The organism is Fibrobacter sp. UWP2 (assembly GCF_900141705.1).
Classification (GTDB): domain Bacteria; phylum Fibrobacterota; class Fibrobacteria; order Fibrobacterales; family Fibrobacteraceae; genus Fibrobacter.
The window spans coordinates 140,244-165,144 of the sequence record NZ_FQYM01000001.1 but is presented as its reverse complement, the minus strand read 5'-3'; the positions used below and the strand labels follow the sequence as shown (position 1 = coordinate 165,144).

Annotated in this window: 27 protein-coding genes and 2 tRNA genes; 15 read left to right on the top strand and 14 right to left on the bottom strand. The window is 52.9% G+C overall.

The window, feature by feature from the left end; all coding sequences use genetic code 11:
* Positions 1 to 25: 25 nt before the first annotated feature.
* Together BUB55_RS00715 and metF are read right to left on the bottom strand one after the other, a co-directional pair.
* Positions 26 to 349 (bottom strand): hypothetical protein, encoded by a 324-nt coding sequence (locus BUB55_RS00715; RefSeq protein WP_143152823.1) that lies wholly within the window; start codon positions 347 to 349, stop codon positions 26 to 28.
* A gap of 113 nt (positions 350 to 462) precedes the next feature.
* On the bottom strand, positions 463 to 1,353 hold the full coding sequence (gene metF / locus BUB55_RS00710) for a methylenetetrahydrofolate reductase [NAD(P)H] (protein ID WP_073187299.1): 891 nt from the start codon (positions 1,351 to 1,353) through the stop codon (positions 463 to 465).
* Positions 1,354 to 1,516: 163 nt separating this feature from the next.
* Between metF and BUB55_RS00705 the strand changes: the two genes are divergently transcribed.
* A tRNA-Arg gene (locus BUB55_RS00705) sits at positions 1,517 to 1,590 on the top strand.
* A 56-nt stretch (positions 1,591 to 1,646) separates the two neighbouring features.
* Here the strand turns inward: BUB55_RS00705 and BUB55_RS00700 are convergent.
* Positions 1,647 to 2,195, bottom strand: coding sequence for a TlpA family protein disulfide reductase (locus BUB55_RS00700; RefSeq protein ID WP_073187297.1), 549 nt, complete (start codon positions 2,193 to 2,195; stop codon positions 1,647 to 1,649).
* 351 nt (positions 2,196 to 2,546) lie between these two features.
* On the opposite strand from BUB55_RS00700, the gene BUB55_RS00695 reads away from it, so the two are divergent.
* A complete protein-coding gene (locus BUB55_RS00695) occupies positions 2,547 to 2,921 on the top strand; it encodes a BrnT family toxin (protein ID WP_200778502.1) in 375 nt (124 codons plus the stop codon).
* Positions 2,918 to 3,157, top strand: coding sequence for a CopG family antitoxin (locus BUB55_RS00690; protein WP_073187295.1), 240 nt, complete (start codon positions 2,918 to 2,920; stop codon positions 3,155 to 3,157). The genes BUB55_RS00695 and BUB55_RS00690 overlap by 4 nt, the downstream gene beginning before the upstream one ends.
* 432 nt (positions 3,158 to 3,589) lie before the next feature.
* Here BUB55_RS00690 and BUB55_RS00685 read toward each other — a convergent pair.
* The 5 genes from BUB55_RS00685 to BUB55_RS00665 all read right to left on the bottom strand — a co-directional run bounded on the left by BUB55_RS00685 (position 3,590) and on the right by BUB55_RS00665 (position 7,573).
* A tRNA-Pro gene (locus BUB55_RS00685) sits at positions 3,590 to 3,663 on the bottom strand.
* A gap of 54 nt (positions 3,664 to 3,717) precedes the next feature.
* Positions 3,718 to 4,179 (bottom strand): Smr/MutS family protein, encoded by a 462-nt coding sequence (locus BUB55_RS00680; protein ID WP_073187294.1) that lies wholly within the window; start codon positions 4,177 to 4,179, stop codon positions 3,718 to 3,720.
* Between the two features lie 16 nt (positions 4,180 to 4,195).
* Positions 4,196 to 5,062 (bottom strand): LpxL/LpxP family acyltransferase, encoded by an 867-nt coding sequence (locus BUB55_RS00675; protein ID WP_073187292.1) that lies wholly within the window; start codon positions 5,060 to 5,062, stop codon positions 4,196 to 4,198.
* Between the two features lie 20 nt (positions 5,063 to 5,082).
* Positions 5,083 to 6,417, bottom strand: a complete 1,335-nt coding sequence (locus tag BUB55_RS00670; RefSeq protein ID WP_073187290.1) for a UTP--glucose-1-phosphate uridylyltransferase — start codon at positions 6,415 to 6,417, stop codon at positions 5,083 to 5,085.
* A 7-nt stretch (positions 6,418 to 6,424) separates the two neighbouring features.
* A complete protein-coding gene (locus tag BUB55_RS00665) occupies positions 6,425 to 7,573 on the bottom strand; it encodes an MraY family glycosyltransferase (protein WP_073187288.1) in 1,149 nt (382 codons plus the stop codon).
* 101 nt (positions 7,574 to 7,674) lie between these two features.
* On the opposite strand from BUB55_RS00665, the gene BUB55_RS00660 reads away from it, so the two are divergent.
* Both BUB55_RS00660 and BUB55_RS00655 read left to right on the top strand, forming a co-directional pair.
* The gene (locus tag BUB55_RS00660) at positions 7,675 to 8,055 is read left to right on the top strand and encodes an MJ0042-type zinc finger domain-containing protein (RefSeq protein WP_073187286.1); all 381 of its coding nucleotides are present in this window, start codon (positions 7,675 to 7,677) and stop codon (positions 8,053 to 8,055) included.
* A gap of 17 nt (positions 8,056 to 8,072) precedes the next feature.
* A complete protein-coding gene (locus tag BUB55_RS00655; RefSeq protein ID WP_073187285.1) occupies positions 8,073 to 8,795 on the top strand; it encodes a LysE family translocator in 723 nt (240 codons plus the stop codon).
* Here the strand turns inward: BUB55_RS00655 and BUB55_RS00650 are convergent.
* Genes BUB55_RS00650 through BUB55_RS00640 form a run of 3 tightly spaced genes read right to left on the bottom strand, consistent with a single transcriptional unit; the run spans position 8,790 to position 12,246 of the window.
* On the bottom strand, positions 8,790 to 9,743 hold the full coding sequence (locus BUB55_RS00650) for a DHH family phosphoesterase (protein WP_073187283.1): 954 nt from the start codon (positions 9,741 to 9,743) through the stop codon (positions 8,790 to 8,792). The two genes, BUB55_RS00655 and BUB55_RS00650, sit on opposite strands and share 6 nt — an antisense overlap.
* 46 nt (positions 9,744 to 9,789) lie before the next feature.
* Entirely contained in the window at positions 9,790 to 10,896 is a 1,107-nt protein-coding gene (locus BUB55_RS00645; protein WP_073187281.1) for an iron-containing alcohol dehydrogenase family protein, read from the bottom strand.
* Positions 10,897 to 10,908: 12 nt separating this feature from the next.
* Positions 10,909 to 12,246, bottom strand: a complete 1,338-nt coding sequence (locus tag BUB55_RS00640; RefSeq protein ID WP_073187279.1) for an ATP-binding protein — start codon at positions 12,244 to 12,246, stop codon at positions 10,909 to 10,911.
* A 651-nt stretch (positions 12,247 to 12,897) separates the two neighbouring features.
* On the opposite strand from BUB55_RS00640, the gene BUB55_RS14440 reads away from it, so the two are divergent.
* From BUB55_RS14440 to BUB55_RS14135, 4 genes are all read left to right on the top strand, one after another.
* A complete protein-coding gene (locus BUB55_RS14440; RefSeq protein WP_200778501.1) occupies positions 12,898 to 13,143 on the top strand; it encodes a hypothetical protein in 246 nt (81 codons plus the stop codon).
* Positions 13,144 to 13,253: 110 nt separating this feature from the next.
* Complete coding sequence (locus BUB55_RS00630; protein ID WP_073187276.1) at positions 13,254 to 13,670, top strand: hypothetical protein; 417 nt, start codon at positions 13,254 to 13,256, stop codon at positions 13,668 to 13,670.
* A gap of 136 nt (positions 13,671 to 13,806) precedes the next feature.
* Positions 13,807 to 14,238, top strand: coding sequence for a hypothetical protein (locus BUB55_RS00625; protein ID WP_143152821.1), 432 nt, complete (start codon positions 13,807 to 13,809; stop codon positions 14,236 to 14,238).
* A gap of 15 nt (positions 14,239 to 14,253) precedes the next feature.
* Positions 14,254 to 14,400: a hypothetical protein gene (locus tag BUB55_RS14135; RefSeq protein ID WP_159431905.1), complete on the top strand. Its 147-nt coding sequence runs from the start codon at positions 14,254 to 14,256 to the stop codon at positions 14,398 to 14,400.
* 325 nt (positions 14,401 to 14,725) lie between these two features.
* Here BUB55_RS14135 and BUB55_RS00620 read toward each other — a convergent pair whose 3' ends face one another.
* On the bottom strand, positions 14,726 to 14,905 hold the full coding sequence (locus BUB55_RS00620) for a hypothetical protein (protein ID WP_143152820.1): 180 nt from the start codon (positions 14,903 to 14,905) through the stop codon (positions 14,726 to 14,728).
* A 189-nt stretch (positions 14,906 to 15,094) separates the two neighbouring features.
* Between BUB55_RS00620 and BUB55_RS00615 the strand changes: the two genes are divergently transcribed.
* From BUB55_RS00615 to ftsE, 6 genes are all read left to right on the top strand, one after another.
* The gene (locus tag BUB55_RS00615; RefSeq protein WP_073187270.1) at positions 15,095 to 15,922 is read left to right on the top strand and encodes a Cof-type HAD-IIB family hydrolase; all 828 of its coding nucleotides are present in this window, start codon (positions 15,095 to 15,097) and stop codon (positions 15,920 to 15,922) included.
* Between the two features lie 19 nt (positions 15,923 to 15,941).
* A complete protein-coding gene (locus BUB55_RS14130; protein ID WP_159431904.1) occupies positions 15,942 to 16,082 on the top strand; it encodes a hypothetical protein in 141 nt (46 codons plus the stop codon).
* 70 nt (positions 16,083 to 16,152) lie between these two features.
* Positions 16,153 to 20,133 carry an ATP-dependent RNA helicase HrpA gene (gene hrpA / locus BUB55_RS00610; protein ID WP_073187268.1) on the top strand — a complete coding sequence of 1,327 codons (3,981 nt, stop codon included), beginning with the start codon at positions 16,153 to 16,155 and terminating at the stop codon, positions 20,131 to 20,133.
* A gap of 60 nt (positions 20,134 to 20,193) precedes the next feature.
* On the top strand, positions 20,194 to 21,009 hold the full coding sequence (locus BUB55_RS00605) for a peptidylprolyl isomerase (protein ID WP_073187713.1): 816 nt from the start codon (positions 20,194 to 20,196) through the stop codon (positions 21,007 to 21,009).
* Positions 21,009 to 22,295, top strand: coding sequence for a peptidylprolyl isomerase (locus tag BUB55_RS00600; protein ID WP_073187267.1), 1,287 nt, complete (start codon positions 21,009 to 21,011; stop codon positions 22,293 to 22,295). The genes BUB55_RS00605 and BUB55_RS00600 overlap by 1 nt, the downstream gene beginning before the upstream one ends.
* Before the next feature lie 27 nt (positions 22,296 to 22,322).
* The gene (gene ftsE, locus BUB55_RS00595; protein ID WP_073187265.1) at positions 22,323 to 23,012 is read left to right on the top strand and encodes a cell division ATP-binding protein FtsE; all 690 of its coding nucleotides are present in this window, start codon (positions 22,323 to 22,325) and stop codon (positions 23,010 to 23,012) included.
* Here ftsE and BUB55_RS00590 read toward each other — a convergent pair.
* Complete coding sequence (locus BUB55_RS00590) at positions 23,009 to 23,788, bottom strand: pseudouridine synthase (protein ID WP_073187263.1); 780 nt, start codon at positions 23,786 to 23,788, stop codon at positions 23,009 to 23,011. The two genes, ftsE and BUB55_RS00590, sit on opposite strands and share 4 nt — an antisense overlap.
* Entirely contained in the window at positions 23,752 to 24,861 is a 1,110-nt protein-coding gene (hisC, locus tag BUB55_RS00585) for a histidinol-phosphate transaminase (RefSeq protein ID WP_073187262.1), read from the bottom strand. The genes BUB55_RS00590 and hisC overlap by 37 nt, the downstream gene beginning before the upstream one ends.
* Positions 24,862 to 24,901: the final 40 nt, after the last annotated feature.

Genomic DNA, 24,901 nt, shown 5'->3' with positions numbered 1-24,901 from the left:
TTTTTTAAATGTTTTTTTTGACCATTTAGCCCTTGCGGATATTGATGTCGATGGGGTCGCGGGTAGTAAAGCGGGTGCGTCTGCCAAAAATGTACTGGTCAAAGCGTCCCTGCATTTCGCGCTTGTCCACAAAGTCCTTGGTGCACTGGATGGCGTCGCTCAGTTTGCTGCAACTGGCACCCCCGTCAAAGTCCACTTCGGCGAGGCTCAGGGCGGTGTTCAGCTCGGATGATCCCCGCAGAATCTTGAGGTCTTCGCGGATGGAGTCGAGCTTTTCGTTCTGTTTTTGCATTTCCCCACAAATGCTGTTCAATGCAGCTACAATTGCCTGGGCGTTTTCGTCTGTCATATAGGTTCCTTTGGTTTGGCGCCCAGCCATTGGTCGTGCCGGACTTTTATAAGAATATATAATAAAAAACGGCCCCGTGGGGCCGTTTTTTTGAACTGTGAGGAATGTCAAGCTTAACAGGCGAAATTCTTGCCCAGAATGGCAGAGACATTCCGGAGGATTCCCTCGGCCACGTCGGGTTTGTTCATAGAGTACACGTGCACGTTCGTGATGCCGTTCGCGTAAAGGTCGATAATCTGGTCGCTCGCGTAGATGATGCCCGCCTGCTTCATGGCCTCGGGATCGCTCCCGAACTTGTCCACAAGTGACTTGAAGCGCTGCGGCATGAACGAGCCCGAAAGCTTGATGGCGCGTTCCACCTGGTTCGCGTTCGTGATGGGCATGATGCCGGGGAGCACGGGGCAGTTCACGCCCGCATCGCGCAGCTTGTAGAGGAAGCTGAAGAACAGGTTGTTGTCGAACACCATCTGCGTGGTGAGAAAATCCGCGCCTGCGTCGACCTTTTCCTTGAGGTGCTTGATGTCTTCGGCCTGGTTCGCGCTCTCGGGGTGCTTTTCGGGGTAGCAGGCCGCGCCGATGCAGAAGTCCGCGTCGGCAGCCTTGAGCTCGCGGATGAGTTCCACGGCATAGTGGTAATCGCAGTTGTCGCGCCCCTTCTCGATGAGTTCCGGGGTGAGGTCGCCGCGGAGTGCCATCACGTTCTTGATGCCCGCCGCCTTCATGTCTTCGATGCGCTGGTGCACCGTCTCCTTGCTGCTCGAGACGCAGGTGAGGTGCGCAAGCATCGGGATATTGAACTTTTCCTTGAGGTTTTTAGCGATATCGAGGGTAAAGTGGCTCACGCCGCCGCCCGCGCCGTAGGTGACGCTCATGAATGCGGGGCCAAGCGCCGCGATGGCTTCGGTGGCAGCCTTCACGTTTTCGAAGCTCGTTTCTTTTTTAGGGGGGAACACTTCGAAAGAAAGACTCATCTTGTCTTGCTTCAGGATATCGATAATCTTCATATAGCCTCTTGGGTCTTAAACATTTTCTGCAGGTCGAACCAGCTGTCGTGGTTTATGCAAATATTCTAATACATGCATAAATATAGATAAATTTATGGGACGTGGCAACGGTCCCTGTCGTCCATTGAAGGAATTGGGTTATTTTTCTATATTGGGCGGACACGCTCGCGTAGCTCAGTTGGATAGAGCAGCTGCCTTCTAAGCAGCGGGTCGTGGGTTCGACTCCCGCCGTGAGTACGAAAAGGGCCCCCTTCTGGGGGCCCTTTTCGTACTCACGGCGGCGAACTTGTGCCTTATTTCTTCAGCATCTTGTTCAGCGTGGCGCGGAGATGGTTCATGTTAGCCTCGTTGAGCGTCTCGTAGCGGTAGAACGTCCCGTCTTTCTGTACAAGGTAGACGACCGGGATGTAGCCGGTGCCGTAGGCTGGGCCGAACTTGCCGTTCGCGTCCTGGAATACCGGGATCACCACGTGGAACTGGTCGATGAACATGCGGATGTCGTTCTTCTTGATGCCGCCGCCAAGTCCGATAGCGATGCCCGTCAGGCCGTCCTTCTCGTATTCCTTCATCAGGTCCTGGATTTCGGGCATGTGGCGCTGGCAGTGCGGGCACTTGGGGCTGAAGTAGTAGATGAGCAGCGGCCGCTTGCTGAAGTGGCTGAACAGGATGCCCGGGTCGCTGATGCCTGTAAGCGGCACGGAGAAGTCCATCTTCATGGGCTGGTTGGTGGTTGAATCCATCATCAGCGGGATGTCGGCCACCTGCGGTTCGGGGGCCAGCTGTGCGAAGGTTATCGTAGAAGCGACAGTCAAAAGGGTCAGAACACGTTTAGCAAAGCGCATGGATACTCCTAATTTCGGCGGGACCATTCTGGTCCTTATGGAATGTAAAATATCAAAAAACAACGCGGGAAGTGTCACGAAAATGCAAAAATGCGCTTTTTTGTCGCAAAAAGGGGATTTTAATCACATTTTTGGTGAGGGTAGGTGGAAAAAGTGGTTGGCGGAGCGTTAAGGGTGTATTGTTGAAAAATTGCAAAGATCTTTTTACGGTGGGAAATGGCTCAAAAATGTCGGTAAATCCGTTTATATGTAAGGGTAGGGACGTCCCCCTATTCCGCCAGGCGGAGGTCCATCCGTTGAAAAAGATAAAATGCACTAATGAATCGGAAAATAAAAACAAAATCTGTAATTATGCAAGTTGCGCTTTCTGAACGGGAAAAAATTGTGCAACCTATTGACAATTATTGTTCTAATATATATAATATATATATGATTTTTGAGTGGGATGAGGATAAAGCCAAGAAGAATTTTGCCAAACACAAGGTGACATTTGAAGAGGCTCAGACTGTATTCTATGACGAAAACGCTCTCTTGCTTGCTGACGAGAAACACTCTGACGATGAGGATCGATTTGTTTTAATGGGAATGTCGTCAATGATGAACACCTTGTTAGTGTGTTTTTGTGAACGTGGTTCGGAGACCGATGAGATAATCCGCATTATTTCATCTCGAAAGGCGAACAAGAAAGAAACTGAACAGTATTGGAAGAAAAGGAGGCCGCTATGAAGAAAAACTATGATTTTAGTAATGCGGTGAAAAATCCGTATGCGAAGAAATTGAAAAAGACGATTTGCATAAATATTAGTGAGTCGGTTCTCGCTTACTTCAAGGAACTTTCGGAGAAGACCGATATTCCTTACCAGACGCTGATTAACATGTTCCTTGCCCAGGCTAAAGCAGAAAAGATGGAACCGAAATTTGTTTCCGGGGCCAAGCGCCCCCGCAAGAAGCAGGTTGCGTAAAAAGATCTGTTTGCGAGATTGCATCTCGCATCGGAATAGCGAGATTGACAAAAGTTTCACGATGTTCAACTTTTGCCCTTCGGGTTACGCCTGGCGGCGTAATCTCTAAATCGCCTAAATTCACTGCGTTCAAATGGCGATTTAGTCGAACTCACTTCGTGAGTTCTCATCTCGCGTATAATTCCGATACGAAAAAAGCACCCGCAAGGGGTGCTTTTCGTATCGGAATAGCGAGATTGCCAAAACGTGCACTTCGTTTACGTTTTGCCCTTCGGGCTTGCCTGCAACTTTGTTGCAGGTCAAGGCCTCCCGCGTCGCGTTTCACTTCGTTCCGCGCCGCGGTAGTCGAACTCACTTCGTGAGTTCTCATCTCGCGCTATATTCCGAATAAAAAACGAAAAGGACCCCTTGGTGGGGTCCTTTTTCGTTTTATCGGAATAGCGAGATTCGAACTCACGACCTCTTGCTCCCGAAGCAAGCGCTCTACCAGGCTGAGCTATATTCCGTTCTAGTGGGCACAATTATAGTTAAAAATCGGGGATTATCAAAGGGGTAAACGGCTAATTTTTCGCTTTTTTGGCGACAGAGGGGCGGGGTTTGCCAATTTTCATGATGCTGGAGCCCGCATTGTCGGGCTCCACCTTGTAAAAAACGACTTTGTTTTTCCACTCGGACCGGACCTTTCGGTCGATGATGTGTTTCACGTTGCCGTACTCAGGGTTGCCGCCCCCGTGGATGACCCGGAGTACGGAAAGCCCTGCGATGAGCAGGTCGTCAATGCGACGTTCTACAGCCTCGGCTGCCTCGTCGGCGGTGAACCCGTGCAGGTCGATTTCGTCCTCGGGCATGGGGAGCTCCCAGGCGGAGGGGCTGCGGCGCATCTTTTTGCCGCGGGTGAGGCGCGCCTTCGGGTTGGCGGCGGCCTCGTCTTCGGCCTGCTTTTTCAGGAGGGCGTCCTTGTCCTCCATGCGGTGGTTCGCAATCCACTGGAGCTGGAATTCTTCTTCTGCGTTGTATCCCATAGTTCAAAAATAAAAATTAAGAGTTGTTCTGTGTTGTAAAGTTCCTGTGGTAATTCCAGCACCACTGCTCGGGGTGGTCGGCGATCCAGGACTCGATTTCTTTTGCAATGCTCTGGACCAGTTCGTTTTGGTCGAACCGGGGCGGGTAGTATTTCTCGAAACGCACGACGTGCTCGCGGCGCTTGCCCCCGTGGGGGCCGGTGACGGTCTCGCTAAAGGTGCGGAAGGTGACGACGCCTGCGCCCATTTGGTTCGCCTTGACGGCGAGCCTCAGGTAGATGGTCGTGTCGCGACCGAATAGCTGGACGAGGTTCCCCTTGGTGTTGCGGGCCTGGTCCACGACCATCGCAATGATCCCCTTGGTCTTGAAGAGGTTCCGTATCACCTTGCCCACGTCCTCGGGGGAGTACTCGCTCAGGTGCGGGTCGCTGCGCACTTCGCGGAGTGCGCGGGTGAGCCCCCCGCTTTTGAAGGTGTTGGTGACGAGGTGCACGTGCTCGCTGTAGCGGCAGAGGGTGCGGTGCATGTTCTCGAAGGCGCCCTGGTGGATGCTCATGGCGACAACCGGTCCCTGCGCGACGGCGCTTTGGATAACCTGTTCGTTTTCGTAACGCACGCGACGGGTGGCGCTCGGGATGCGGGCGAGCAGGCGGTAGCTGTCGATGCCGTTCCAGTAGAGCGACTTGAAGACATCGCGGGCGGTTACGCCCGGAGTGCGCTCGCTGAAACCGCATTTTTGTAAGTGCCCAATGACGCGTCCGTAGGCGCGCTTCATGTGCAGCGCTTTGTACACGGGGTGGACCAGCACGAAGAGTGCCGCAAAAAATGGGTCGGGCAGGCGCAGCAAACCGTGCAACAGGAACTTGTATGCAAAGTAGGGCATGGTCGGCGCTCGGCCAAACGTTAGGCGTCAAATTCCCAAATGTTGCGCCCGAGTTCGCGTTCGAACAGGCGGCGGGAGAGGCCTTCGCCCGCGTAGCTCAGGGTGGGGGAAACTTCGTAGAGCTTGTGGGGGTCGATTTCCACGTGCGCCTTGCGGAGCCACTCGCGGTGAAGCTTGCCAATCATCTCGCGGGCGGTTTTCGGGCTGTCATTGCCTTCGGCGTTCTTCACGGGGCTGAACTCCTCTTCGCGGATGACGCCGAACGGGAGCATGCTCCCGAGGAGCGGGAAGGCGTCAAAGAGGAACTGCTCGAACTTGAAGCACTTTTCGATGCCGCAGACGGTCTTGCGTGCGGTGTGCCACGGGAGCTTGCCGGTTTGCAGCTTGCGGAGTCCGCTGATTTTGAACAAGTGAACGGCGATGTTGCCGCCGTCGTAGGTGAGGCTGCCGTCGGCGTTAGTCATGTCGCGAAGGTTTTCGGGCAAATCGCTGTATTCGACCACGCCGGGCTTGTTGTTTTGGAAGGCGAAAATGCCCACCTTCTCGCCCGGGCCTGCCTTTGCGACCACCTTGGATGCGCTCACAGCGCGTCCGTCGGCGGCGAGCGCCCCCACAAAGGCTGGGTCGCAAATGCGGCAGAGGGCGTTGTCCACACTGTAGAGGAACACGTACTGCACGCCGCGTTCCACGAGCCAGGCGAGCGTGCCGCTCTGGGAAAGGGCGCGGAAGCAGCCTCCGTTGCCGTCGGGCACGAGGGCGAGGCGGTTGTTCTCGTCGACAACGGCCTTTCCGTTCGGGTTGAGGGCGCAGATGGTGCCCTGCTCAAAGAAGCGGATGTCGTCCTTGTTCATGCCGAAGTAGTCGTGTTCCCTGAAAAAGTTCACGGTCGCTTCATGGTTCAAGGGGCTCGTCATGATGCACCACGGGATGGCGTGCCCCACCTGCGCGGCGAGGTTCTGCAAACGTTCCGCCTGCAGTTGGAAAAGACTCTTGTGGCTCGGGAGCCCGATGTCGAACATGCCCTTGGGACCGTTGAACCCGAGGCGCGAACCTTGACCGCCCGCAACGAGGAATGCCGCCACCTGGCCCTTGCCGAGGAGGATTTCGCCGGTCTCTTTCCAGTAGTCGTAGCGCAGGTCGTCTGAGGCGATTTTAAAGGGCATCGGCTGGATGTCGCTTGCCACGTTGTCGCTCAGGGAGGCGCTGGATTTTTCTTCGTAAATGCTTTGGAGCGCTAGCCAGTCCTGGCTTGCGATGTCGCGTTCCAGCAAGGCGCGGGCATCCCCGCTCAACGATTCCAGTTTGGCGGCCAGCTCTTGCTGCCCCGCCGCATTCAAAGTTTCAATGATGTCCATGCCTTGATTACCTAATGCCGAAGAATATCACCATGCTCACGATGAGCGCGAAGATGCTCACCAGGTGCATGCGCCACACGATCTTGGAGTTCATGAGCGGCTTGCTCGGGAACTTGCCTTCCCATTTTTTCTGGTAGTGGTGGTGCAGCGGTGCGCAGAGGAAAATCCTCTTGCCGGTACCTGTAGTCTTCTTGGTGAACTTGAACCAGGTTATCTGCAACAGCACTGAGCAGGCTTCTGCGATGATGATGATGCACACGATGGGCAGGAACAGCCCTGCCTGCACCAAGATGAACATGATGCCGATGGCCGCGCCAAAGCCCACGGAGCCCGCGTCGCCCATGTAGATTTCGGCGGGAGGGCTATTGAACCACAGGTAGGCGAGCAGCGCACCTGCGATGGACAGCGCTATCGGGAAAAGTTCGTCGCAGCCCGGAAGGTACGGGACGCTCAGGTACTGGCTGAAGATGAAGTTGCCGCTCACGTAGGCGACAAGTCCCACGAAAATCATGCTGGTGAGGATGGGCACCGAGACGAGGCTGTCGAGGCCGTCGGTAAAGTTGGTGCCGTTCGCGCTTGCGGCGATGACAAACGTCATGAAGGCGACAAAAATCCAGTTGGGCAAGTGAAGCTGGAATACGTCGATGGGGCAGAAGGGGATGGTGAGGTCGCCCTTGAGTTCGGGAATGAACTTGTAGCAGAAAATCGCGACGACGAGACTGAACAGAAAGTAGAGGAACAGGCGCAGGCTGCTGGAGATGCCGTCGGCCTTGTCCATGTAGTCGGCGGCCTTGAGCTTACCGAGCTTGATGAGACGCTTGGCGCGGACTTTCGCAATGTCGTCGATGGCCCCCACGGCAGAGAACAGCGCCAAGATGACGAGGGTCGATATGGTATAGCCGTTCATCTTGCACACCAGTAGCGACACTATTTCGACCACGACCACCAGGAGGAGCCCGCCCATGATGGGAGGCGACTTGGACTTGCCGTCCTTGTCGAAATCGGAGGTGGCGTCTAGCCCTTGTAAAAGCCGGATGTACTTGGGCATGAAGAAGAGCACGAGGACGATGGAAAGCATGGCGGCGACGCCGGCACGGAACAGGCGGCCGTCGAAAAGGTCAATGCTAGTAATATGGTAAAGCCAATGGCAGAGCATTTTTTACAGATTTTGAATGTGAAAAAAAGTTGTTTCTTAAAAAATAAAATAAAAAGGCGTTTTTGTTCCGGCAGAAATCCATATTTGCTAAATTATGACGCATGAGTGAATTCCACATAGAATGCCCCCATTGCGGCTCCAACTTCGAAGTGCAGTTGAACGGAGAACCGTCAAACATGATGGTTTTCCCCTGCGCCCGTTGCAAGACGCCGCTCATGTACTACCACGGCCAAGTGCTGGAATTGGACCGCGAGGAGTTCGCCGGCCTGCGTGAACGCCTTTCCAAGGTGCTGAACGTCGTCATGAAGCAAGAGAGCTCGGTCAGCGAGGTGGCGGATTCGCTCAAGAAGATGGTGGACGCCTCGAACTCCTTGGCGGCCGAACGCGAGAAGGCGCAGCCCTCCATTTCGGACGACGCCCTGGCTCAGCTGGAGAAGGACCTCGCCGAGATGGATGCTGATTCCTTCCTCGAAAAGCTTTGATGTAGCGGTTGGGTTCGATGCTTGAATTTTTTGTAGCGGCGCTGGTGGTGGCAATTGCCCCCGGTCCAGACAACCTGTTTGTTTTGGCGCAGAGCGCCACATACGGGGCCAGGTCCGGCTTTAGCGTGATTTGCGGGCTATGCACGGGCATTTGCGTGCAGGTTTGCCTGCTGATTGTCGGCGTTTCTGCCCTGATTGCCGCAAGCCCGGTTGCGTTCTTTGTTCTGCAGTGCTGCGGGGCGGCGTACCTGCTATACCTCGCGTACAAAAGTTTCCAGGTCCGCGCCGGCGTCGTGAATTTAGACGAGAGTGGAGAGACGAGAGACGAGAGTGATGCTTGTAGCGAGATGCGCGCGGAATCCGCTAGTGTCATCCTGAGCGGAGAGCGAAGCTCGGAGTCGAAGGATCTAGGCCCGAGTGGAGAATCCGCGGGCCTCCCGTTCCACAGGCTCTACCTGCGTGGCATCATCATGAATCTCACGAACCCGAAGGCGGTTCTTTTCGCGCTTTCGTTTATCCCGCCCGCGGTCAAGATGGAACGCCCGCTGAGCCCGACGCTCCAGATGGTGATTCTCGGCGGGGAATTCATCGTGGCGACATTTATCGTATTCGGCTCCATCGCACTCCTCGCCGGAGCGGTCAAGAAATTCATGCTCAATAGCCCGAAGGCGAACCGCAACCTCAATTGGTTCAGCGGCTGCGTGTTTATCGCCCTCGCCATCGCGCTGTTCGCGCTATAGCTGCTTCTCAATCAATTTCAGGATTTTCTCAATCGCCGCTTCGGGCGCATCGCTGGTATCGCCGCCGGCGGCACGGGTGTGGCCGCCACCGCCGAATTCCTTCGCAATCGCGTTTACGTCTACGATGTAGTTGCTGCGAAGGCTAATCTTGTACTTGCCATTCACCGGGTAGAGGAACAAGGCCACTTCGGTGCCGCCGACTTCGCGCACGGTATCGATTACGTTGCTGAGCTCCACGGGCGTAACGCCGAAGCGTTCCATGTCTTCGGGGGTGATGTGGGCGTAGACCACTTTACCCCCGAGCCCGAGCTTGCAGTTCTGCATTACGAACCCGGTCACGAGCGTCTGCTTGTAGGTGCGCGTGTAGTAAGTTTCGTTCACGATTTTTGCGAAATCGATTCCCTTCTCGATGAGGTCGCCGACTACTTGCATGGTGCGCTTGCCGGTGCTGCTGAACTTGAAGGCTCCCGTGTCGTGCACGATTCCCAGGTAAAGGCTGTTCGCGGTCTCGCGGCTCACTTTCGCCTTGTCGAGGTTCATGTACAGCACCTCGCATGCGGAACTCGCTTCGGGTTCCACGAAGTTTGCCGTACAGAGGTTGAGCGGGTTAGAAATGTGGTGATCGACATTGATGGTCTTCTTTGCGGTGCGGATGCATTCGGCTCCGTTTGCGCCCACGCGTTCGAAACTCGGCGTGTCCATCAGAAAGACGAGGTCGAATATGCCGTCTTTTTCCTTGGTATAGGTGGACTGCGCGACTTCCGTGCCGCGCACAATCCGGTAACTCTCGGGGAAATTCTCGAGGAATAACTTCACTGCGATTCCCGGGAAGTTGTCGCGGATGTAGTTGTAAACCGCCGTAGTGCTGCCCACGCAGTCCCCGTCGGGCCTCACGTGCCCGAAAATCGCAACCGTTTTCGCTTCGCCCAAGAATTCGTCAATTGTCATGTTCAATCCTTTTTGCGGGGAATATAATAAATGGGAAAGGAAACGCCTATTCTACGACAAGGGATTTGTCGTAAATGTAGTCGACTTCTTCGGGCGTGATTCCGCCGGGGACGAGGTCGAGCTTGGAATGGTTTTCCTTCATGGCGGCGGCGAACTGGTCGCGCATTTCGCGGGAAACCTTGCATTTGCCGATGAGCTTGTCAAGCATTGCGGTGAAATCGGCGGTGCTTTTGAGGTTCAAGAGCGCGAGGATTTTCTGGACGTCTTCGGGAACCTTCTTCTCGCAGACTTCTACGTAGCCGGCAAGGAAATAGCCGACGGCGGGGCCATGCGGCGTGCCCTGATGCAGCGTGAGATCATAGCTCATGCCGTGTGGTACGGAGGTACTCGTGTGAGCGATGGACATGCCTGCGATAGTCGAGGTGAGCATGAGTTTTTCGTAAAGGTTTTCGCTTACGGGCGCGTCGGAAAGGAGCGCTTCCTTGAATTCGCTCCAGAGCTTGAGGCCGTATTCCGGGCACATGCGGTTGAACGCGTTGGAATAGATGTTCAAGATGCTTTCGACCATGTGGGCGAGGGCGTCGACCGCGGTATTGATAATCAGCGTCTTCTTGGCCGAGGCGAGGTATTTGCCGTCCACAAGCGCGAGCGCCGGGAAAATCTTGTGCGGGATGCTCTTTTTCAGTTGGATCTTGTGGTTTGTGATGATGGAGACCGGTGTTGCCTCGGAACCTGTTCCGCAGGTAGTCGGTACGGCGACGACGGGCATGTGATCGAGCGGCTTTTCGGGAGCCTTGTGCATGTTGTCCGCGATGAGATTCGGGTTTGCAAGCAGTAGTGCTGCTGCCTTCGCCGCGTCGATGGCGGAGCCGCCTCCGATGCCGATAATGTAATCGGCCTTGAATTCGCGAGCCTGCTGTGCGGCGTTTCCTACGGTATCTGTTGACGGATTTTCTTCGACCTGGTCAAAAAACTGATATGGAATGTGGCCTGCATCCAGAACGGCTATGACATCGTTCAAAGAACCGTTCTTTTTGGCGGAAGTTCTGCCCGTCATGATGAATGCGCGTTTCCCCATCGCAAGCAGGTTTTGCGCGTGGCTCTTCACGCAGTCCTTTTCGACATAGATATCCGTGGGTACGTAGAAACGCATAGAAAGGTCCTTTTATTCCAAGAACATGGTCATGTAGTAAGGTAGCGTTACTATTTTCCCGACAACGCCTACATTGTTTTCGGAAAGTTTGTAGCAGATGTCTACCTCGTAGTTTTCGTTTTGCAGGACGGTCTTTGCCGACTTGGTTTGCCCCGAAGTTGCCTTGACTTCGATTAATGCTGTTTCGCCAGCAATGGTTTCTACAAAATCTATTTCAAGTCCGGAATCCTTGCGGAAGTAGTATAGGTTTCGCCCCTGTTTCGAGAAACAGTCAGCAACAATGTTCTCGTAAATAGCGCCCTTGTAAAATCCCAAGTCTCCGCTAAGGATTTTGGCAGCACATCCTTTTTCGAGCATCGCGACGAACAGCCCGGAATCCTGCACGTAGATTTTGAACGCGTTTTCAATCTTGTAACCATCCAGCGGAGTAGATATGTTTGTGAGATTATGGCATAGATTGATGATGCCGCAGTCATAAAGCCACTGGATTGCATTCTGGTATGCTTCGGAACGGCCTTTCTTTTCTAATGAGGAATATGTGAATTTCTTGTTCTCTTTGGCGAGTTGCGCCGGAATGGAATCGAATACGCGGTTGATTCTGCCTAGAAGCGTTCTGTCTATTTCCTCGTTTTCGTCTTCGTCAAGGTGCTTGCCGAAATCGTCCTTGTATTCTTCGAGAATATCTTGCTGTTCTTGCCAAACGACGTTCATGTCGTTTGTCTCGACGAAACGGGAAACGATGTACGGGAGGCCTCCCACGCAGAGATATTCCCTAAAATAGCGCAACATGACGTTGTGCGTGGCTTCGCTGACGGGTTTCTTGTTGCTGAAACATTCCTTGAGATAATCAATGACTTTTTCGTCAATGCCCTTTGCCCATAGAAATTCCTCAAAATCCATAGGCTTCATGTAAACAATTCTCTCGAACCCAGTCGGGACACCCTTGCCTTTTTTTTTGTTATACCCTTTTATTCCTAGGAGAGAACCCGTGCAGATGACGTCATATCGACCATCTTCCATAAACGGTTTAATGCTTGCGCGGGCGTTCGCACATTCTTGAATCTCGTCAAAGATGATAACTGTTTTTCTCGGTTCGAAGCGAGCATCGGGAAGCAGGGCCGACAGGTCGATTGTCATGCGGTTGACATTGAAATCGCCGTCGAAAATTTTACGGGCGCTGTCGTTTTCCTTGAAGTTCACATAGACCACATGCTTATAGTGGCTCCTAGCGAATTCAAGTACACTGAATGTCTTGCCGATTTGGCGCATTCCCTTGACGACAAGAGCCTTTTTCTTGCCCCCGCCATTCATCCATTTTTCGAATTCTTTTAGGATTTTTCGCTCGAACATACTCTAAATATACACTTTTTCTAGGGATAAATCAATGCTTTAATGCACTTTTTCGACCCACTTTAGTGTTCTGTATTACACTCTTTCAAGGATGTTTTGAATAAAATGGCGATTTTTGACGAAAAAGGATAATTATGCTTGCTGGTTTAACGGTTGCATTTCGGTGGAAAACTGGGTTGTTTGGGTCAATCTTGTTAAGCGCTGGTTTTTTTCTTGAACGGCGGCTTTTAGGTGTCTTTAAGTGAGGTGAGGATAAATGCTGCTAAAATTAATACTATCCATGTTGCGAAAAAAGCAATGATTCTTATTGTGTCACGACAAATATATGTTAATTTAAATGTCATAATCTGACATTTTAAAAATGCTATAATTGAAGTTGTACTTGACGCTAAATACGCAAGTATATATTTAGAAGTGAGGTTAAATGTGTCTAATTCAGAAATCCCGAAGACATACCGTGATGCGGCGGATGCGTCCTTCAAAAGCTGGAGGCTTTTGAAAAAGTCGAAGAAGTGTGGCTGCTATTATTGCTGCCGCGTATACCCTGCTTCAGAAGTGGTGGACTGGTGCGATGAGCGGGACCGACGTCGGACCGCGTTATGCCCGTATTGTGGAATAGATTCTGTTATTCCCGATGCGTCGGGATGTCCTTTGGATGAAGAATTTTTGAAGAAGATGAAATACTGGTGGTTTGAATCCCATAGTGTGTCTTGTAAAGTGCCTGACAATGTTGCGAAAAAAATCATTGCAATCGGAAAAGAACTTGATTTTCTCCGTAAAGTTTTGCCTAGCGGATATTTTATTGCTGGTTCCGATGGGAAAGTTAAGCTTTTGGGAATTATTGACCCGAATAGCAAAAGCAAATTCTTTCCTGACTTGAAGGATGGGAGTTTGTGAGGATACGTATTTTCTTGGCTCATAAAGAGCTTCTATAACATTTAAGATTTTACCTTTTGTGTTAGAAATTGTCAATAATTTAGTGTATATTATGGTTAGAGGAATAGACTATGAGGATGCTGAAAGACATAATGGAGTTGAAAAACGCTGTTTTTTGCGTTGTTTTGCCTTTTGTGCTTTTTTGGATTGGACTTCTTTGGGGGGCTAGTTCAGGATCGATGCTGGTTTATTTAGTTTCAATGATTCCGTTTTATGGTTATGTTTATTTTGGAACTAATCTTTACGAAAATACGGATTGTAGGAATGCTCTTGTTGCATCGGCGTTTATTGGGGTTGTGTCGCTCGTTTTTGTTATTGTAGCGTATTATGCTGGATTTTTTCCCAAAAGTGACTACTTTTTATTTGTTTTGAGGTCTTCAGTCTTGAATGCTGTTGTTATGATGTTTTTCTCTTTTTGTGGATTGCTGTGCGTGGCGTTCAATATGCGATGGGGAAGTTTGTGGTATAGTTGGCCTGAATCCAAATAAAAAAGATGCTCACTAAATCAACTATTTTGCTAGCCATGTCTTAGTATTTCCTCGGCTCATAAAGAGCCTCTATAAGATTTGACATAAGTTTTTGCAATTTGGAAGAAAAGACGTTAATATAATGTATATTATTGGCATGGAAAAATGGAATGACATTGATTTTAGGTATGTTCCCAAGTCTGTTGTTTTGGGGATGGTTGTTCCGTTTTTCCTATTCTGGTTGGGAATTATTATTTCTGCATTTTGGGGCGGTGTTATTACAAAGTTGGGATGCCTGGTGCCTTTTTATGCATATATGGTTCTTTTGGATTTGTATTTGGACAGTTCGTCTGATTTTTATACAAACGAAGATGGAAGAAAAAAAGGAAAATTGATTTCTTCGCTTTGGGTGATTTCTTATGTTTTTTCTTTTTTGTCGTCTCTCGTTTTTGCCTTTTGTGTTGGTCGGGAATCAATTTTTTACGTGCAATCTTGTATTGCTCTTGTAAATATTTTTGTTTCGGTGCCCATTCTTGTACTATTTTGCAGTGATCATGAATCTAGGTATGCAGGCCCATTCTTGTATTAAAAAGATGTTCCTTAAATGATTGATGATTTTTGGCCATGGTTTATATTTAAACCATGGCTAGTTTGTTTCTGCAAAGAAGCAATAGAAAAAAGTGAGAAAAACGGGAGTGCTACTTCTGAAATTAAAAAAATGGATGTGGAGGCATTAATCCATCATTTTTGATTTTGAGATTGCGTATCGGAAGATCTTTTTGAACGTAAAGTGGTTGGAAAAACCTCTATTACTTCGAAAGCGGTTACGCAATATGTAAATATTGCTAATGCAATAATCTCAAACTTTGATGATTCCTGCATAATAAAGGAACCGCTAGATTCGATTTGAGAACAAAAATGGTATCCGATGGCATAAAAGCCCCAATAGAGGCCGGCGTATATTACATGCTTTACAAATTTTGACGATGTTTTATTTTGCTTTTCCGCATTCATTTTTTTTTCTCGGCACATTAATAGTCTCTATAAAATAAAAGTGAGTTCGATAACAGGATGTTTTAAACGTCTTTGTAATGGAAGATTGCGATATACACAATGGTTGCTGCAAAAGAAGCTGTCAAAGCCAAGACCAACGGCATAAATACAACGGCAAACATATACGCATCAAAAATGACGTACAAGAATAGTGTAAAAGAAACTAAAATAGTTAAAGCTGCTAAAATTAACAGAAACTTCATAAGAAATAATTTACCCTTTTTTCGACACAAAAAGTAATGCTTTCCCTCCGTACATGCATAATATACATTAATCATGATGTCATAAAGTGTCATTTTATGCAGTCTGGTCGCGTCTAGTTTCTTTGATGTCATTGAAAAATCACGTATGATTTGCCCTGACCTTGCGTAAAATTTCTAAATTTTAGCCCGATGAAAATCCTGTTCACAGACCTTGACGGCACGCTCCTGACCGACGACAAGCGTATTTCGGAAACCGACATGCGTTCCATCCGCGCGATGATCGATGCGGGCCACAAGTTCGTGATGACTACGGGCCGGCCGCTTACGAGCGTGAAACAACTGGCGGAACAGTACGGGTTCCTGGAACCGGGATTCTTCCTCGTGAGTTTTAACGGAGGGCTCATCTACGATTGCGGCGAAAAGAAGCCGATTCTCACACGCTACATTCCCGTCGACGAGGTCAAGGCCATCATGGATGCCGCGCACGCCCACGGGATGCACGCGCACACCTACTCGGGCGACCTCGTTGTCTCGGAATACGAGACGGAACAGCTCAAGACGTATTGCCGCCTGATGAAGATGGATTACGTGGTGGTGAAGGATATCCGCGAGTATTACGGCGAGTTCGTCAATGTCGTGGTGAAGCCACCCATCAAGGTGAATATCATTACGCCTTTCGAACATTCTGGCCTCGTGGATTTCCGCACCGAGATGCGCAAGACTACCGAGGGCAAGCTCTTCGACGTGTTCAGCAAGCCCGAGATGCTCGAGTTTTCGCACATGCAGAGCAACAAGGGCGATGCGGTGAAGTTCATGGCGGATTTTTACAAGGTGCCGATTGCCGATACGATTGCGGTGGGCGACGAAGAGAACGATTGCCCGATGATTGAAGCTGCCGGTGTCGGTGTCGCGATGGCGAATGCCTCGCAGGTGGTGAAGGACATTGCCGATTACGTGACGGTAAACGACAACAACCATTCGGGAATTACCGAGGTGATTGAGAAGTTCGTCCCGTAGCATTTTCTATATTTGGGATATGGAAGAAAAACAGACATACCGTGAAGTGATGCCGGGTGAACTCCCGTGCGAAAAGCCGGATTGTGACGGCGTGATGGTCGTTGACCCCGACAACAGCTATAAACTCACCTGCGACAAGTGTGGGCACATTAAAGAGTGATTGATGATTGATAATTGATGATTTATAATTTTACATCATCCATTATCCATTATCAATTATCCATTGCCAAATGTCTTACGAGAACTTGAAAATCGCCTACCCGGACCTTCCTGTCGTTGAACATCGGGAAGAGTTCTTCGAGATGCTCGAGAAGCATCAGGTGGTGATTGTCAAGGCAGACACCGGTTCGGGCAAGTCGACGCAGTTGCCGAAGTTTTTATTAGAATGGTATTCCTCGAAGGGCGAAGCCCGTGCCCATACCACAGAGCGCGAAGCGCGACCTCAGAACCCTTTCAAAATCGGTGTTACAGAGCCCCGCCGACTTGCGGCGATTTCGATTGCGGACCGCCTGCGCGAAGAGTTGAAAGACGAAACTCTTGTCAGCACCAAGATCCGTTTCTGGGAGCAGGGCCAGAGTGATGCTCCCATCAAGGTGATGACGGATGGCATTTTGCTGCAGGAATTCCGTCGCGACAGACTCTTTAGGCAGTATTCGGCCATCGTGATTGACGAAGCGCATGAACGCTCGTTGAACATCGACATTCTGCTCGGCATTTTCAAGACGGTTTTGCAGGCTCGTCCGGAATTCAAATTGATTGTGGCTTCCGCGACGCTCGATGCCAAGCTCTTCGAGGAATTCTACGACAACAGCTGCGTGCTCGAAGCCGAGGGAAGAACGTTCCCCGTCGATGTGGAGTACTATTTCGGCGGCGGTTCGACAGGCTCACCGACCTTAAGTAAGGTCCCTGAGCTTGCCGAAGGGCCGAGATTCCGCGACACCAGCGGCAAGGGTGATTCGGGCCTTTTGGACGAGGCGCGCGATGCGATTCTCGATTTGGAAACGCGCCACCGCGACCACCTATTGTGTTTTTTACCGACGGAACGCGACATTCAAGATTTGGCGGGCGAGCTCGCGCACGAACTGGACTCTGCGACTTTCGACATCTTGCCGCTTTACGGGCGCATGAGCCCCGACGAACAGCGCCGCATCTTCAGGCGTACGGAAAAGACCCGCGTGGTGCTCGCGACGAACATCGCGGAAACTTCGCTCACGATTCCGGGAATCGCCTACGTGGTGGATACGGGTACGGCCCGCATTTCGCGGTACAACGCGCAGTCTCGAATCCAGGGGTTGCCTGTCGAGGATATCTCGAAGGCAAGTGCCCGGCAGCGCACAGGGCGTGCGGGGCGCGTAAAGCCTGGTGTTTGTATCCGCCTCTATTCTCCCGAGGATTTTGAGAAGCGAGACGAGTTTACGGAGCCGGAAATCCGGCGGAGTAATCTCGCGAACGTGGTTCTGCAACTTCGCAGCCTCGGGCTGGAACTCGAGAATTTCCCGTTTTTGCAGTCGCCGCCGCATTCGGCGTTCCGCGGCGCGTACAAGACGCTTTTTGAACTCGGTGCGTTGACCGCCGATAACGCTAGCGGGCATGTGACCAAACTTGGCCGCGAGATGACGCGCCTTCCGATGGATGTGGCGCTCTCGGCGGTGCTATTGCGGGCGCGTGATGCCGGCGTATTGCAGCCCGCGTTGATTGTCTGCTCGGCGCTCTCCATCCAGGATCCGCGCGTGGTGCCGAGCGAAGAACCCGAACGCACCCGCATTCGCCAGCTGCACCGCAAGTTCGCGGGCCACAAGAGCGATTTCCTCACGTTCATCTGCATGTGGAATGCCTTCTGCGCCGAATGGGATGGCAAGACCTGGAATAAACTGCGCAAGTTCTGCGACAAGAACAGCCTGCACTTTTTGCGGTGCCGCGAATGGATTGATTTGTACGAACAGTTCGGGCGCATCCTCGACGTGAAATTCGAGAATCGCGTATGCCCGCTCGACAGTTTCCACCGCGACAACCTGCACATTGCCTTGCTTTCGGGATTCCTGGGCGGCATTGCGCTCCGCGATATCGAGAACGGTTGCTACCGCCTGGTGAGCGGGCGCGAGACGCACGTGTTCCCGGGCAGTGACCTTTACGGCAAGAGCGCAGAATGGCTCTTTAGCGCCGAGGTGCGCGAGACGAGCCGCATCTTCCTCAACAAGGCCGCCGAAATCAAGCCCGAATGGATTATGCAGGTGGCGGAGCCCTTCTGCACGCGCCGCTGGTATGCGCCTACGTGGAACCAGGATCGCGGTTTTGTGGAAGCGGTGGAGGAGGTGAGTTTCCGCGGGCTCGTGATTAGCCGTGGCCACCGCGTGGATTACGCCCGCGTGAATCCCGAGGAATGTGCCGAGATTTTCTGGCGCGAGGCCGTAGTGCTTGGCCAGATGGCGCGCCCGTTTGCCTTCATGACGCACAATGAACGCGTCGTCGAGGACCTGCATGCGCTGGAAGCCCGCAAGCGCCAATTCGGGCTAGCCCCGAGCGAAGATGCGCTGGTGGATTACTACGTGCGCATTGCGCATGAGGTGAATTCCATCAAAACGCTCAAGGACTACATCCGCGAACACACCGACCAGTTTCTGAAATTCGATGCGAAATTCTGGCTGGACCAGAATGAGAGTGAAATAAGCGGTGTCATTCTGAGCGGAGTGCGAAGCACGGAGTCGAAGAATTTAATGCATCCGTTGATAGACCCTTCGACGGAGTTTACCCTGAGCTTGTCGAAGGGCCTGGGTGACACGCATAATAAAAAGTTGCTGCCAAAGCCCACTCTCGGCGGCTCCCTCGAGCAGTTCCGCATTGGCGACCGCGTGGTGGTGGGCGAGATGGTTTTTGACGCCACGCGCGACTGCGACGGCATTAACCTCAATTTGCCCTACGACTTGCTTACGCAGGTTTCGCCCGCGAACTTAGCCATGGCTATTCACCAGTGGCGCGAATGGATGGTCGAATCGGTAATCCGCGAGCTCCCGAAGGCTGTGAAAAAGTCCCTGGAAGGCAAAAAGACCTCGATTGACGACGCTTTTTATGCGGCGCTGGAAGCTGCCCCGCACAAGGCGCCGTTGCTTTCGCTTTATGAGACCCTGTCGCAGATGAAGGAGTTGTTCGATGAGGATGGTGCGGCGCTCTCCATCGCCACGGTGAACCCTGACAAGGAGAATCACTTGCGCTTGCACCTGAGCGTTTGCAAGCAGGGCGTTGCCGAAAAATTCACGCTGGAGATTTCGCCCGAGTGGGGGTGTTTCCGCATGTTTCAGGCGGTTCGCCCGGCGGTGGTGACTTTTGGCATTGACTTCCCGCTCGAAACGCTCCGCTTTGGCTGGCGTTTGGGCGAATCGTCATTGATGACGCCCGGGGAATCGGCTTTTTGGCAGGCGTTTCGCAAACGCCTGGAGCGCGACGCCCAGGAGGCCTATGACGCGACGCTCATTGCCGACCGTTTGAACATGCTCGAAACCGGTGGCGTGTTTTTGGACGGCTTTGAAACCGCCCTCAAGGCCTGGGTCCTAAAATCGTTGGTGGCCGACCGGCTGGACGTGAACCGCTGCGTGCGCTTTACTGGGCTCGAGTTCAGTCGCGGCAAAAAAATACACGAATTCAAAAACCTTGCCGCCACCACCCGCAGTGAAGACGAAGAAATCCGCCTTGCCTTGGTGCGGGCCACCTACGAGTCGGGGCTGCTGGGCGCCGAGTCTTTTGTGAAGAGCTGGCGTTTGCTCAAGGAGTTTAGCATCTCGATGCGGCAGGGGGCAGAACATGCCCAAGCTGCCCGCAATCCCCAGATGAACGCAATTTTTACGCTCTATCAAAAGGATGTTACTTTGTACGAAAGGCTTAAAGCTGTGTCCAAAGTGCTTGACGCGAACTTGGTAAACGATGGTGTACAAACAACGGTAGCCTTGAACCCGAGGGCGCTCCGTGAAATGTTCCGCCCGTTCCTCAAGTCGCGCTACCTCAAGGACCACGAACTCAAAAGCGCCCGTGAACTACTCTCTGAAATTGAACGCACAGGCCAGGACGAAAAGGAATTTGCGGAACTTTACCTGAAGGCGCGGGCCCTACTCGAGGATTTCGAGATCCTCCGCTACAAGCGCCGCGGGAGCGACGTGGAAGAGGTCGTGGAAGAAGACGCCCTCGCCAAGCTTAAGGGACGGTTCGGAAAACTCAAATAAAGCCCTTTTTTGAACGTTTGGGGCGGGTCCGCGGGCCTGGAATTTGCTAAATTGGGCTCGATGAAATTTTTGATGCGTTTTTTGTGCATTTGCGGGCTCATTGCTTTTGTGGCCTGCAATATGCCGTTTGGCAAAGAGGATCCGGTGGTCGTGTCTGTCGGGTCGGCCAAGTTGCATCTCTCCGAAATACAAAAACTTGCCCCGGAATGGGATTCCTGGAACAACCAGGAACGCCTCAAGTTTTTGGAAAACTGGATTGACGAAGAGACCATGTACCAGGAGGCCGTCGAAAACGGGACGGACAAGGACCCGGTGCTTTCGATGCAGATTGAACAGGCGGTCCGCAAGATGGTCGTGGACCAGTTCTTGGAGAACTTTGCCGACACGATGGTCGTGAGCGATGCCGAAAAAATCGATTACTACCACGCCCACCAGGATAAGTTTTTGCGCGGCAAGACCTATGTTTTTGGAGCCTTCATCTTCTTTAAGGACTGGGCTTCGGCTGACCAGTACTACCGTGGGCACAAGAACCTCAAGTACGATTCGCTCCCCAGTGAACACTACCTGATAAAGAGAATGGAGACTTTTGACTCGGCCACGGTGTCGCCCGATAGCTGCTTGATCCCCGATATTTACGAGGTCGAGGTAGGGAAGCTCTCGCCTATGAAGGTTTGCGGCGGGGCGCTCAAGATGGCTGTGGTGACTGCCCGCTTGGATTCCGCCGATGTGCTCCCGTTCGAGGCCGTTGCCGAGGATGTGGCGACCCAGGCTTGGCTGGAACACAGGGCCAAGGTCATGGACAAGCTCAAGAAGGAATGGAAAACGGAACGTCCCATTTTTTCGCAAACGGATGTATTTAGTAAAAAGGACCAGTGATGAAGCGTTTTGAACTTTTTGTTGTGGCTGTAGTTGCCCTTGTGGCCTCTGCGTTTGCCGCCCCTGTGCTTATGGAAGGCGTTGCGGCGGTGGTAGACGGCAAGCCCATTATGCGCTCCGAGTTGATGAACAACCTCTACCGCTTCCAGGAGACGCCCGAGGGCTCTGCGATGACCGAGCAGCAGCAAAAGGACTACGTGCTGGAGCAGATGATTGAGGACAAGGTTTTGCTGAGCCGCATTGACCGCGACTCCATTGTGATTGGCGACGCCGAGGTGGACCAGCGTGTGACGCAGCACTTGTCGCAGTTGGCCGCCAGCCAGAACATTGATTTGGCGACCCTCGAAAAGGCCATTCGCGCCCAGCTCGGCATGAGCATGGCGCAATACCGCGACCAGCTCTCAAAGCAGATTCGCAGTCACATGGAAATGACCCGCGTGCGCCAGATGCATGTGGGCTCCATCAACCCGACCAAAAAAGAGGTGGAGGCGTTTTACAAGGCTTACAAGGATTCCCTGCCGCGTCAGTACAACTGCGTTTTGCTGAGCCATATCCAAATCCCGATTACGCCGGACCAGATGATTGTGGACTCGGTGAAGAAGGTCGCCGAGAATTTGATCGACAGCCTGAACCTGGGCATGAATTTTGAGCTTTTGGCCAAGAACCATTCGCAGGATTCCTCCGCCGCCAAGGGTGGTGACCTGGGCTACTTCCGTCGCGGGCTTTTGGACCCGGCCTTTGAACGCGCCCTGGACCAGCTCAAGAACGGTCAGTATGCGACGACGCCCGTCAAGACGGATTTGGGCTGGCACATTGCCCGCGTGCTTGGTCGCAAAGAGGACGGTGTGCGTTCAGCGCAGATTTTGCTCCGCACCATTCCGACGGCTAAGGACTCCGCCGATATTTTGGCCCGAGCGGATTCGCTGCACAAGGCCATCAAGACCAAGGAAGATTTCTCTGCCGCTGCCAAGAAGTTCAGCCAAGACAAGTCCAGCAACTTTGCGGGCGGTCTCTTGGGCTGGTACCAGAAAAACGAGATGGAACCCGCTTACGTCGACCCGGTCGCGAACCTGAACGTGGGCGAGGTCTCGGAACCGGTGCTCATCGACGGCAACTACCACTTGTTCCGCCTCGACGACGCCCGCCAGATTCGCGAGCTCACCATGGAAGAGGATTACGGCAAAATTGAGAACCTTGCCGCAAACCACCTGGAAAACGAGAAACTCAAGGCTCTCGTGAAAAAATGGCGCCAGGAAGTCCACGTCGAAATCCGCATGACGGAATAAACCGCTTTTGTAGAGGCCTTGCGGACCATGATCCACTTCACCCACGTTACCAAGTCCTACGAGGACAACTGGAAGGCGCTCAACAACGTCACCTTCCGTATTAACAAGGGTGAGTTTGTGTTCCTTACGGGTCATTCGGGCGCCGGCAAGTCGACGGTGCTCAAGCTCATTTATATGGACGAACGCCCTGACGTGGAACGCGGCGGCCAAGTCATGGTGAAGTTCAGCGGTGACGACGTTTACGACAGCAAGAATTCCCCGGATTCCAAGATCCAGGGTTTTCGCCGCAAGATGGGTATCATCTTCCAGGATTTTAAGCTGCTGCCGGATCGCAATGTTTTCGAGAACGTGGCTCTCGCGCTCCGCATTGTGGGGACTCCCAGCTCCAAGATTAACGCCGCGGTCTTTGACGCGCTCGCCCTCGTGGGCATTAGCCAAAAGCGGTTCGCCATGCCCTACACGCTCTCGGGCGGTGAACAGCAGCGCGTGGCGATTGCGCGTGCGATGGTGCACAACCCTTACCTGTTGCTTGCGGACGAACCGACTGGTAACCTTGACCCGAAAAACGCAGAAGAGGTATTCAGTATTTTCAAGGAAATCAATGCCCGCGGAACGACGGTCGTGATGGCGACGCATAACCCGGACTTTTACCTGAACAGCCCTTTCCGCCGTCTGGTGCTTGACCACGGCGAGCTGTTGAACAGAGATTTGATTTAGTTTATTTCTCGGATTTCGCCGGGTTTCAAATTGCCGAGGGTGTACTTGTCGAACTGGATGCGCATGAGCCGCATGACTTCGTAGCCGAGGTGGGCGAGCATGCGGCGGATTTCGCGGTTCTTGCCTTCGGATAGCGTGATTTCGAGCCAGCAGTTCTTTTCGCCTTCGCTATGGAGCACGGCGCGCTCGGCATGCATGAATTCTTCCTTTTCGCCGAAGACGCGGGGCGGTACGTTGAAACCGTCTTCCATCTGTTTGAGCTCGGCGGCGGAGGGCTTACTCGCGACCTGCACGCGGTAGATTTTCAAGTGGGAACTCGGGTCGCGCGGGGCTAGCAGTGCGTCGGCCCATTGCGTGTCGTTCGTAAACAGCAACAATCCTTCGCTGGCGGCATCAAGGCGGCCCACCGGCGATATGTGCGGCACGGGCCTGCCGGGGAACATCTTGGCGTATTGCTCGCGGAACAAGTCCATCACGGTCCTGCGGCCCTTCTCGTCGCTTGCGGTGGTGACGATGCCGCGCGGCTTGTTCATCGCGAAGTAGAATTTCTGGGCGACCTCGATAAGCTTCCCGTCCACTGAGATTTCGTCGTTCTCGAATGCGGGCGTGTCGGGGTCGAGCACGATTTTACCACGCAAAGAAACCCGGCCCTCGCGGACCAGGTTTTCTGCTACGCTACGGCTGCAAAAGCCGCGCTTCGAGATGACGCGTGCAACCCCGTGAGGTTTCTCCCCGCGGTTTACTTGCCCAGGTATGCCTTTATATTGGCGAGGCATTTCTTGTTCTGCGGTTCGGTGCCCACGGTAATGCGGAGCACGTCGCCCATCGCAGGCTGCGGACGGATGATGGTGCCCTTGGCCTGCAGGAACTTGAACGCGTCCATCGGGTCCTTGAAACCGCTGACGGCGATGAAGTTCGCGTGGCTGTCCACGTAGGCGAGGCCCAGTTCCTTGAAACCGGCCTTGAGCTGGTCGAGGCCCTTCTTGTTGAGCTCGCGGACCTTGTTCACGTATTCCTGGTCGTCGATGGCGCCGATGGCGGCGGCCTGGGCGATGCTGTTCACGTTGAACGGCTCACGCACGCGATTGATGAGGTTCACGATTTCGGGGCGGGTGATGCAGTAGCCCACGCGCAGCCCGGCGAGACCGTAGATCTTGCTGAACGTACGGCAGCAGATGATGTTCCTGCCTTCGGCGATGCGGCTGTTGAAATCCGGGACCAGTTCCGGCGTGTCTTCGATAAATTCGGTGTAGGCTTCGTCCATCACGAGCACGCAGGTCTCGGGGAGGCTGTCGGCGAAGTCAATGATTTCCTTGGCGGTGAGGTCGGAGCCCGTCGGGTTGTTCGGGTTCGCGAGGAACACGATGCGGGTCTTCTCGTTCACGGCGGCGCGCATGGCCTTGAGGTCGTAGTTGTAGGCCGGGGCCGGCATGTCGACTTCGATAATCTTCGCGTTCATTGCCATGGTGGCGAGCTTGTAGACGGCAAAGCTGTGCTTGCCCATCACGGCTTCGGTGCCGGGGCCGAGGAACACCTGGGCAATCATGTCCAGGAGCTCGTTGCTGCCGTTACCCACGGCAATCTGTTCGCGCTTCACGCCACGGAACTCTGCAATCTTTCCGATGAGGTCGTAAGAACCGCCATCCGGGTAGAGGTTGATTTCTTCCAGGGCCTTGCGGGCTTCATCCATGCCCTTCGGGCTCGGGCCGAACGGGTTCTCGTTGCTCGCGAGTTTGTCGATGTCTTTCGGGTCGAGGCCGAATTCGCGGGCGGTGTAGGCGATGGGCTTGCCGGTCACGTAGAGCGGCTGGTTTAAGATGTGCTTTTGAGCGAGTTCGTTGATATCCATGATTTTATTTCTTCGTTATTCGGGGCTTGTCCCGAGTTTA